Annotated in this window: 7 protein-coding genes and 2 pseudogenes; 5 read left to right on the top strand and 4 right to left on the bottom strand. The window is 61.9% G+C overall.

The annotated features are described in order from the left end of the window. Positions 1-130 precede the first annotated feature (130 nt). The 3 genes from AWC08_RS24170 to AWC08_RS24160 form a co-directional block, all read right to left on the bottom strand. Positions 131-592 (bottom strand): nuclear transport factor 2 family protein, encoded by a 462-nt coding sequence (locus tag AWC08_RS24170; RefSeq protein WP_372513529.1) that lies wholly within the window; start codon positions 590-592, stop codon positions 131-133. Positions 593-639: 47 nt separating this feature from the next. After that, complete coding sequence (locus AWC08_RS24165; RefSeq protein WP_085088313.1) at positions 640-1,800, bottom strand: alpha-hydroxy-acid oxidizing protein; 1,161 nt, start codon at positions 1,798-1,800, stop codon at positions 640-642. A 110-nt stretch (positions 1,801-1,910) separates the two neighbouring features. Next, positions 1,911-2,669, bottom strand: coding sequence for a class I SAM-dependent methyltransferase (locus AWC08_RS24160; protein ID WP_085088310.1), 759 nt, complete (start codon positions 2,667-2,669; stop codon positions 1,911-1,913). Between the two features lie 68 nt (positions 2,670-2,737). Here AWC08_RS24160 and AWC08_RS24155 point away from each other — a divergent pair, with 68 nt between their 5' ends. The 4 genes and pseudogenes from AWC08_RS24155 to AWC08_RS39730 all read left to right on the top strand — a co-directional run. Next, positions 2,738-3,628, top strand: a complete 891-nt coding sequence (locus tag AWC08_RS24155) for a LysR family transcriptional regulator (protein ID WP_085088307.1) — start codon at positions 2,738-2,740, stop codon at positions 3,626-3,628. Positions 3,629-3,760: 132 nt separating this feature from the next. Next, complete coding sequence (locus tag AWC08_RS24150; RefSeq protein ID WP_085088304.1) at positions 3,761-4,792, top strand: aminotransferase class V-fold PLP-dependent enzyme; 1,032 nt, start codon at positions 3,761-3,763, stop codon at positions 4,790-4,792. Between the two features lie 174 nt (positions 4,793-4,966). Further along, positions 4,967-5,161 (top strand): annotated as a pseudogene (locus tag AWC08_RS24145) (IS607 family element RNA-guided endonuclease TnpB); the annotation flags it as partial. Between the two features lie 30 nt (positions 5,162-5,191). Continuing rightward, positions 5,192-5,357 (top strand): annotated as a pseudogene (locus AWC08_RS39730) (DUF6036 family nucleotidyltransferase); the annotation flags it as partial. A 438-nt stretch (positions 5,358-5,795) separates the two neighbouring features. Here the strand turns inward: AWC08_RS39730 and AWC08_RS24135 are convergent. After that, a complete protein-coding gene (locus AWC08_RS24135) occupies positions 5,796-7,241 on the bottom strand; it encodes a type IV secretory system conjugative DNA transfer family protein (RefSeq protein ID WP_244906530.1) in 1,446 nt (481 codons plus the stop codon). A 405-nt stretch (positions 7,242-7,646) separates the two neighbouring features. On the opposite strand from AWC08_RS24135, the gene AWC08_RS35815 reads away from it, so the two are divergent. After that, positions 7,647-8,117, top strand: coding sequence for an XRE family transcriptional regulator (locus tag AWC08_RS35815; RefSeq protein ID WP_142283782.1), 471 nt, complete (start codon positions 7,647-7,649; stop codon positions 8,115-8,117). Positions 8,118-8,303: the final 186 nt, after the last annotated feature.

Here is an 8,303-nt window from a genome sequence, read left to right as displayed (position 1 = left end):
TTGCCATGGGGACATCCTTCCAGCCCGCCCATGCTGGGCAAGCCAACTCAGATGTCACCTATTCGTGCAGCAGACCCGACAGGCCTGCGGTCTGCAGGGTGGCATTGTGGCGCAACGGAATCCAATTGCCTCAGCGTGAGATGCCGGTTGCGCCGGCTGCGTCGTCGACGAGATAGGTGCCAGCACCGGCCATGACCTGGCCGTCTCGAAACGTGAGGACTTCGCACACGCGCGCGCCGACTTGGTTGCGGTAGTTGATCACGACCGTGTCGACGCCGGTATAAACGTCAAGTACGTCGACATGGAAGTCGGGCACTTTTTCCGTGGCAAGCGACCAGTAAGCGCGAATCGCCGCCTTTCCTCGTAGGACACCAGCGGTCTCTGGCAGCAGCTGTTCAGCGATCGGCGACGCGAAGACGGCGTCGTCCGCAAAATGGCTCAATACGGTATCTACGTCGCGAGAGTTCCAGGCAGAGGCCCACGACGCGGCGAAGGCCGCCGCCGCATTTTGGTCAAGGCTCATGTACGGCTTCCTTATCAGTAGTTGATCTTCAATCCCGCGGCATATAAGCGTGTTGATCTGCTGCTTCATCGTCAGCTGCGTATGGACGATGAAGAAATTGGTGCGACGTCCGGGCGTTACTGCACACGGCGCAGAGCCGCGGTGGTGAGGTCGCCGATGTTCCGGTAGCCGTCGACCGCCATGATCAGATCGGCTTCCGCCAGCAACGAGCGCAGCACGTGCACGATGCCATCGGACCCTCCCAGTGCCAATCCGTAGGCGTATGGGCGGCCAACGCCCACCGCGGTAGCGCCTAGCGCGAGGGCTTTGATGATGTCAGCGCCGCTACGGACGCCCGAGTCGAATAGCACCGGCAGTCCGTCGGCAGCCTCCACGACAGCCGGTAGACAGTCGAGTGCCGGTAAGCCGCCATTGGCCTGCCGGCCCCCGTGATTAGAGCAGTAAATCCCTCCCACTCCGGCGTCTTTCGCACGCCGTGCATCTTCGGGATGGCAGATGCCTTTCACGATCAGCGGCAGGGTGGTCAGCGACCGCAGCCACGACAGGTCGTTCCAGTTCAGCGGGGTGCTCCAGATTTGCAAAAAGTGCCGGATTGTGGCGGAAAGATCCTGCTCAGGCGGTGCTGGCAGGTCGGCCCTAAAAACCGGATCGCTGGTGTAATTGGTCAGGCACTGCCCGCGTAGCGGCGGCGAATAACCAGTGGCCAGATCACGCGGTCGCCATCCGGTCACCGGCTGGTCCAGAGTGATCACAATGGCCCGATACCCGGCGACTTCTGCTCGGCGCACCAGGTTGGCTGCCAGTTCGCGGTCTTTTGGGACGTAGAGCTGGAAAAAGCCTGGCGTGGAGCCGAATTGCGCTGCCACCTGCTCCAATGGATCGGCCCCGAACACCGACGCCATCATCGGTACTCCCGTTGCGGCGGCGGCGTGGGCGGCTGCCAGGTCGCCGTGGCCATCTTGGGCGCAGATGCCGATCACACCGATGGGTGCCATGAACACAGGCGCTGGCAACCTCATCCCGAACATCTCGATTGAGAGGTCGCGTTCGTCGGCGCCGACTAGCATCCTGGGCATCAGTCCCCATCGGCTAAAGGCGCTGACGTTCGCTCGCTGAGTCGCCTCGTCGCCGGCGCCACCGGCGACATACGACCACACCGTGGGCGACATCGCCGCAGATGCCTTCGCCTCTAAGCTGGCGTAGGTCATCGGTAGCGAAGGGGTCACCCCGCTAAGGCCCTGCAGGAAGATCTCGGACTGGTAGTCCCCGAACGCCATACACCTCGCCTTTCAGACAGAAACGCTCTGTTTCCAATGGATTTCCGCAGACGCTCGATACAGGCCTAGTCGGCAGCGACGCCCAAATATCTCGGCGGTGCCGGCGTCGGTTAGTCGGTGCGAGTTGCGATGACAACCCAAGCTGGGAGATGAACGAGGTGGTGTGCGAGCAGCGGTTCAACGGTAGGCAGCTGTTCTCGGAGTGGTTTCATGCGCTCCGCTAGGGCGGGGGTGCCAGCGACGTTGATCATGGTCGTCAGTGTTCGGGTCGAGAGTCGATTCTGGTACGTCGAGGTTCCCAGATAGTCGATGCGCCAGCCTGCCGCGGGGAGCACGCGCGTGAAGTTGTCTGCCGAAAGCCCCTCGAACTGCAGGCCGTTGACGTTGTGGCGCCCCATTTCGAGCATGAGCAGCCGCGCCCCGGGGCGGGTGGCGCGATGCAAGGCCTGCGCATAGCGCATCTGGGTTTCCTCGTCATCGAGAAATACGTGATAAAACAAGCTGTCGACGACGGTGTCGAACTGGTTGTCCAGACCCTTGAGTGTGGTCGCGTCGGCCACGTGAAAGTCCACGGTGACGCCTGCTTTGGCGGCGTTATGTCGAGCCCGATCGATTCCCGCGGCCGCCACATCGATTCCGGTGACGGTGTAGCCCTGTGAGGCGTAGTAGATGGCGTTATATCCCGGTCCAGTACCGGGATCGAGCACGCGGCCGCGCACGGCTCCGCAGGCCACAAACAGTTGCACGGTGGGCTGCGGCTTACCGAAGTCCCAGAGTGCTAATTCTGTCGAGCTGCCCTGGGTGGGCTTGTCGCGGTATAGCCGTTCAAAATCGGCGAAGCCGGTGGCGTTTCCCCGTTGGTCATTCATGTGCCCAGTCTGGGTCGTCAGCGTGGATTCACAAAATGCATTTACTGGAGGAGCGATACGCTTAGCGTATGGCTCTGGAAATTGATCACCTGCGGTGCTTTGTCGCGGTCGTCGACAGCGGCGGGTTTACCGACGCCGCAATAGAACTCAAGATCTCGCAGCCAGCAGTATCACGACGAATAGCCGCCCTTGAGGCTAGCCTCGGAATCCGCCTCCTTCGCCGCAGTAGCCAAGATGTAACGCCGACAGCGGCAGGAGAGCGTGTTCTGATCCGCGCCCGCCGCCTTTTGACCGACGTGGACGACCTCATACGCGACGCCCACCACGGCGCCAATACGGTCCGCATCGGACACGCTTGGTCCACCATGGGTCAGCACACTGTCGAATTCCAGCATCGCTGGAGCGCGGCCCACCCCGAGATCGAGCTGCGCATCGTGCGCACCCCTTCGCCAACCGGCGGACTCGCCGAACGAGCCTGCGACATCGCGGTATTACGCACCGCCGGTACCGCTGCCACAGCCCTGAACGACAGCCGGTTCGACAACGTCATCGTCGGCATGGAGCAACGCTACTGCGCACTTCCCGCCGACGATCGCCTTACGCGGCGACGCCAGGTCCGCCTGGCCGACCTCACGGATCGCGTGCTCGCCGTGGTAGCACGGATCGGCGTCACAACGCCGGACCTCTGGCCCCACGGCAGCCAGCCCGCAGTACACGTGACCCATGAGATCGACGACTGGCTGGACATCATCGCCGCTGGTCGATGTTTCGGCGTCACCACCGAAAGCACCACAACCCAGTACCGACGTCGAGGTGTAGTGTTCCGCCGGCTCCTCGACGCACCGCCAGTGCCCATACGACTCGCGTGGTGGCGCGACGAAAAACACCCAGCGACCGCTTACGTTGTCGGCCTGCTCTCCGAACTCTATGCGTCTTCGTCTAGCCGCAGCGAAAACTGACAGCCTGCAACGATACTCCGCGCCCCAGGGCAAAACGTGGGGAACAGCCCTACAGATAAACCTGTTCCCCACGGGCATCTGACGCCTGAAGCGGATCCTGGGACACAGCCGGATACGGATAGTGTTCCGGGTATGCGTGAGGCGTTCGGAGAGAAGTTCGACGTTCCCGCGGGTTACCTGGACACAGCAGCTATCGGGCTGCCGTTTGCCCGCGTGGCCGACACCCTGGTCGACACGATCGCGCACTGGCGGGCCGGGGCCCTGCAGGTGACCGATTTCGACGCCGACGTAGTCGCTGCACGCAATGCGTGGGCGCAGCTGGTTGGAGTTGCCCCACTCGACGTGGTTACCGGTGCTAGCGTCTCCCAGCTGGTCGGGCTCCTCGCCGCCAGCGTGCCGGACGGCACCAAGGTGCTCACAGTGCACAACGAGTTCACTAGCGTGACCTTTCCGTTTGCGGCACAACAACGTCGCGGTATCACGGTGACGGAGGCCAGACCCGCCGAGCTACTGTCGCAGCTGCGCAGACACGATCTGGTGGCCATCAGTGCGGTGCAGTCCGCAGATGGTTTCACCGTTGACTTGGATGAGTTGCGTGCCGCTGCCGAAGCCGCGCGAGTGCGGGTCCTTCTCGACGTCAGCCAGGCCGCCGGCTGGCAACAGCTGCGGCTTCATTGGGCCGAGTTTGTCGTCGGCGCGGCCTACAAGTGGCTGTTGGCGCCGCGCGGTGCTGCATGGATGGCAGTGCGCCGCGATGTGCTCGCCGACGTAGTTCCGCAGGCCGCGAACTGGTCTGGCGCAGAAGACATCTGGTCTGGCCTCTATGGCCTGCCGCTTCGCTTGGCCGACAATGCCCGGCGGCTCGACCTGTCGCCCGTGTGGTTCTCACAGCGCGGCGCCGCTATCGCTCTACCGTGGCTGGCCGGTCTTGATCTGTCCGCTGTGCGCCAACATTGTGTGGGGCTTGCCAACGCGACGCTGGCCGGCTTAGGCCTTGATCCATGCAATTCAGCGATCATCTCACTCGGTATCGCCGCCGAAGCCGCTCATCGGCTAGTCCAAGCCGGAGCCGCGATCAGCATGCGAGCTGGCCGGGTCCGGTTATCGTTTCACCTCTACAACACCATGGAAGACGTGGAACTAGTGCTGAGTGCACTGAGGTAGCGCATCATCCCGCTCAGTGTCCCCTGAGCATTCGCTTATAGAGCTACTGATTAGCGGTTGGGACTGTAAGCCACAAAACCGCGGTCGAAACTTACGAAACTCACGGTGCGCGATGATGCGAATATGGTAGCTGACCTGCGGAAACGGTCGCTTGGCATGCAGATAAATCACGATCAGCGTGACGACAACGCCGCGATCAACCTCGCGCGCTACGAGGAACCCGATAGCGTCGTCGGCCCAGTTGGGGCCGCCGTCAAGCGTGGAGCCGACCGTAAGACCCGGCCTAGCCGGGCAGGTGGCCGTGAAGCGCGGAAGGGACGCAGCCACCGGGCTGCCGAACAACCCCGAGACGGGGTGCAAGTCGCATGATCACCAAAGATCACTCACTTGCAACGGATCCATGTCGACACCGCTGAACTGCCCGCCGGCTGGCGCGAACGGTTGGTGAGTTGGAACCTGCAATCCAGCCATCCAGCAGAACCGCGGTTCGTAGAGCCGCACGATCTCGTTGTCAGCAAGCTCGCAGCAGGGCGTGAGAAGGACATCGTGTTCGCGGCGAGTTTGCTGGATGCGGAATTGGTTGGCCTCGACACGCTTCTTGCCCGTGCAGCACAGCTACCCCATAGCAGTGCACGGGTCACACAGTCGCTGGGGTCCTACCGGAGGCAGGAACTCCACGACGCAATCCCGTCCACCAGTGCTGCCCCGCAGGTCAAAGATCACCTTGACGACCTGATCAAGAAAATCGCCGAACGTGATCGCAGCCGTAGCGAGGACCACGACTACGGCCTTGAGCTTTAGACTCCGCCTCCTCTTCTAATACCTCGTTCTCTTCTAATACCTCGTTTTCGCCTCGGTCTGGCGTCAGTCCGTCCGGCGTTCCACTCCCTTGGAAGCGGAACGCCCCAACAGTAACCACGCAACTCGGCCGGAACCTTCGCGAAGACCGCAGACGAAGGCACTCCGTAAAGACCACTCGCTTGCAACAGCCTGTGGTGAAAGGTCACGTGCCGAGAAGCCGCTGGTGCCAGCGTTTGCGCTCAGAACCGCCAATTCCGGTGGAGCGGGCGAAGCCGCCGTCAGAGGCGGGGCAACCCGCGCGTGCGGCGACCAACGCACGGCTGGCCTGATCGTAGTACGCCTTAAACCGTGTCCAATCCGGAATTTCGACGCAATGCCCGAGTCCCCCGCGCAGAAGAAGGCGTGCGTGTTCGGGGTCAGGTGGCAGCAACTCCTGCCACCGCAGGACCGGCCCGAAATCGGTGCTCAGAGATTTGTGTCCGTCGGCCTGCCCATAGTTTTCGGTGCGGCGAAATGTCAGCCCCGACCAGTCCTCAGTGCGTGCAAGCAAGGCCTCTTCGTGGGCTCCATACATGATGATGTTGGCTGGAAAGATCTCACGGAGTTCCTGGGCGTAGACCTGCCCGTAGACGGTGTCATTCTGGGCCGAGGCCTGCACTACGGCGAGCAAGTTGATACCTAGACCACGGCCCTCCCCCACGATGCGACGCAAATCGGGAAGGGGCGCCGTGTTGGGCAATTCGTCGATCGCCAACAGAAGGCGATGCATCTGTTCGCACCGCGACGTTTTCTCACGCCAACGCCGAATCAACGAGTCGATCAACGTCACGGCGGCACCCGCCACAGTGCCGTCTGCCGGCGCCAACACGAACAGGGTGGCGCTGGGATCATCGAGAAACGAAGCGTCGAACACCGTGGCGACATCTGCCCCGCCCGCCATCATCAACGAGGTTCGCAACCACGGGGTGATGGCTTTGCGCATCGTGATGGCCACCGAATCACGTTGCCGCGGCTCCATTCCCAGAATTCTGGTCATGCCGATCGCCAGCACCTCATACCTGCTACACAGGGCGGCAGCTTGAACCCAGCTCGGTTGCCGCGAGGCGGCTTCGGTGACCTCTAGATTGTCGACAGCTTTGAGAACCCACTCCATCCCCATCCCGTTGCCGTTGGGCGATGCCGCATACAAGAATGCCGCCAGCGGGCCCGCAGCCTGAGACTCCCAGACGCCGCCATCGGACACCTGATCGGCACCTGAGCCCATTCCGACGGTGGCCATCTGCATGATGGTTTCGGCAACGGTCAGCGCCTCGTAAGGGGTTTCGATGGTGGTCGTCGGGTCGTACACCATCACCTGGACCCCGATTGGATAGAAGGGGTCAATGATCGGCCGAAAATCGACCACCGCCTTGGGCCCGAACCGGCGCTCCATCGTCAGCTGCATGACGTCGTCCTTCGACGACACCTGCACCAACGGACCGCCCCACAACGCGCTCGCCGGCGCTAGCAGCCGGCGCGACTTGCCCGATTCGGTAGGTGCACTGATCAAACAATGCGCGGCGGTGCGCGGAACGAACAGCTGCTCACGGCCTCTGACGAACCGACGCATGAACCCGCAATACGGTGTCTCTGGCGGTGCGTACGTCACTGGGGCACCATCCTTTTGGCGGATACCCGATGGGTATTCGTTGTTGGGACTCGGCGGGGACTGAGGTGACGGCCAGCGTCGGTCGCTGGTAGAGGGCCACCGTGACGCCGCCGCCCTCGGTCCTCCCGGGGTCGCAGACCGGCATCAGAGAGACGTCCCGCAGAGCGCCAGTTAGTGAGCGTCTGGTCGTCGATCCCCTCGCCGCGTCGTCGCTGCCCCTTTGAGGACTCAGGAAACGTCACAGCTGGTCCTCCCAAGTAGTGGTCACAATGAGGCAGAGTGCGGGGCTGCCTGAGTGGTCGAGCCGAGCAAAGGGCAGGACCCGCCTTAGCATTGCACAATAAAGCATATACTGCAATAAGTAAACGCAATGCTGTGCACATACAGATTTATTGGGAGGCTGCCATGCGTACCGAACCGACAGCACGAGACGCGGCGGCATCTGCGATGAACCGCAAACCACCCAACGGTGCCTCCGAGGGCACAATAGATGCCATGAACTCAACCCTGGCGGATCGGCTAAACAAGTTATTTGCGGTGATGCATAGGGCGGGAGAGCCGCCGCTTTCCAACGCGGCCGCCACCGAAGCCATGACGCGCCGGACGGGTGTGTCGTTCAACCACAACGATTTAGAGCAATGGCGCACCGGGATGAGGATCGATGCTACAGGCGAGCAGCTCGAAGCGATAGCGAAATATTTCGGTGTACCAACGGTTTATCTGACCGATCCAACCGACGAGGTGGTCGACGCGCAGCTCAATGTGCTTCGAGCAATGCGCGATAGCGGCGGCGTCGTTCAGTGCCATCGAAATGTCAAAACAATTACACCACAAGTACTTAACAGTCTCGCAGAAATTGTCAATCGGAGCATGTGAGAGCAGTTGATATCCGGCTCGGGTTCGGCGTAGGTGGTGAGCCGCGCAACGACTTGCTCGGTACGTATTCAGAGAGAACTCAAACACCATGCACACCAGCATGATTGACGGGGTCGGCTTAGTAACGGAACGAATATGGTTGTTTTGTGATCTCGCTATGGCTACGCGGGGATGCGTAGCGGCCGG

The organism is Mycobacterium gordonae, assembly GCF_002101675.1.
In the GTDB taxonomy this organism is placed as follows: Bacteria; Actinomycetota; Actinomycetes; order Mycobacteriales; family Mycobacteriaceae; genus Mycobacterium; species Mycobacterium gordonae.
Note: the sequence above shows the minus strand (reverse complement) of the source record. Positions and strands in the feature narration are given on the sequence as shown.

Excerpts from the sequence above, each read along its gene's own strand:
- AWC08_RS24170 (WP_372513529.1), bottom strand. The coding sequence starts at position 592 with ATGAAGCAGCAGATCAACACGCTTATATGCCGCGGGATTGAAGATCAA.
- AWC08_RS24165 (WP_085088313.1), bottom strand. The coding sequence starts at position 1,800 with ATGGCGTTCGGGGACTACCAGTCCGAGATCTTCCTGCAGGGCCTTAGC.
- AWC08_RS24160 (WP_085088310.1), bottom strand. The coding sequence starts at position 2,669 with ATGAATGACCAACGGGGAAACGCCACCGGCTTCGCCGATTTTGAACGG.
- AWC08_RS24155 (WP_085088307.1), top strand. The coding sequence starts at position 2,738 with ATGGCTCTGGAAATTGATCACCTGCGGTGCTTTGTCGCGGTCGTCGAC.
- AWC08_RS24150 (WP_085088304.1), top strand. The coding sequence starts at position 3,761 with ATGCGTGAGGCGTTCGGAGAGAAGTTCGACGTTCCCGCGGGTTACCTG.
- AWC08_RS35815 (WP_142283782.1), top strand. The coding sequence starts at position 7,647 with ATGCGTACCGAACCGACAGCACGAGACGCGGCGGCATCTGCGATGAAC.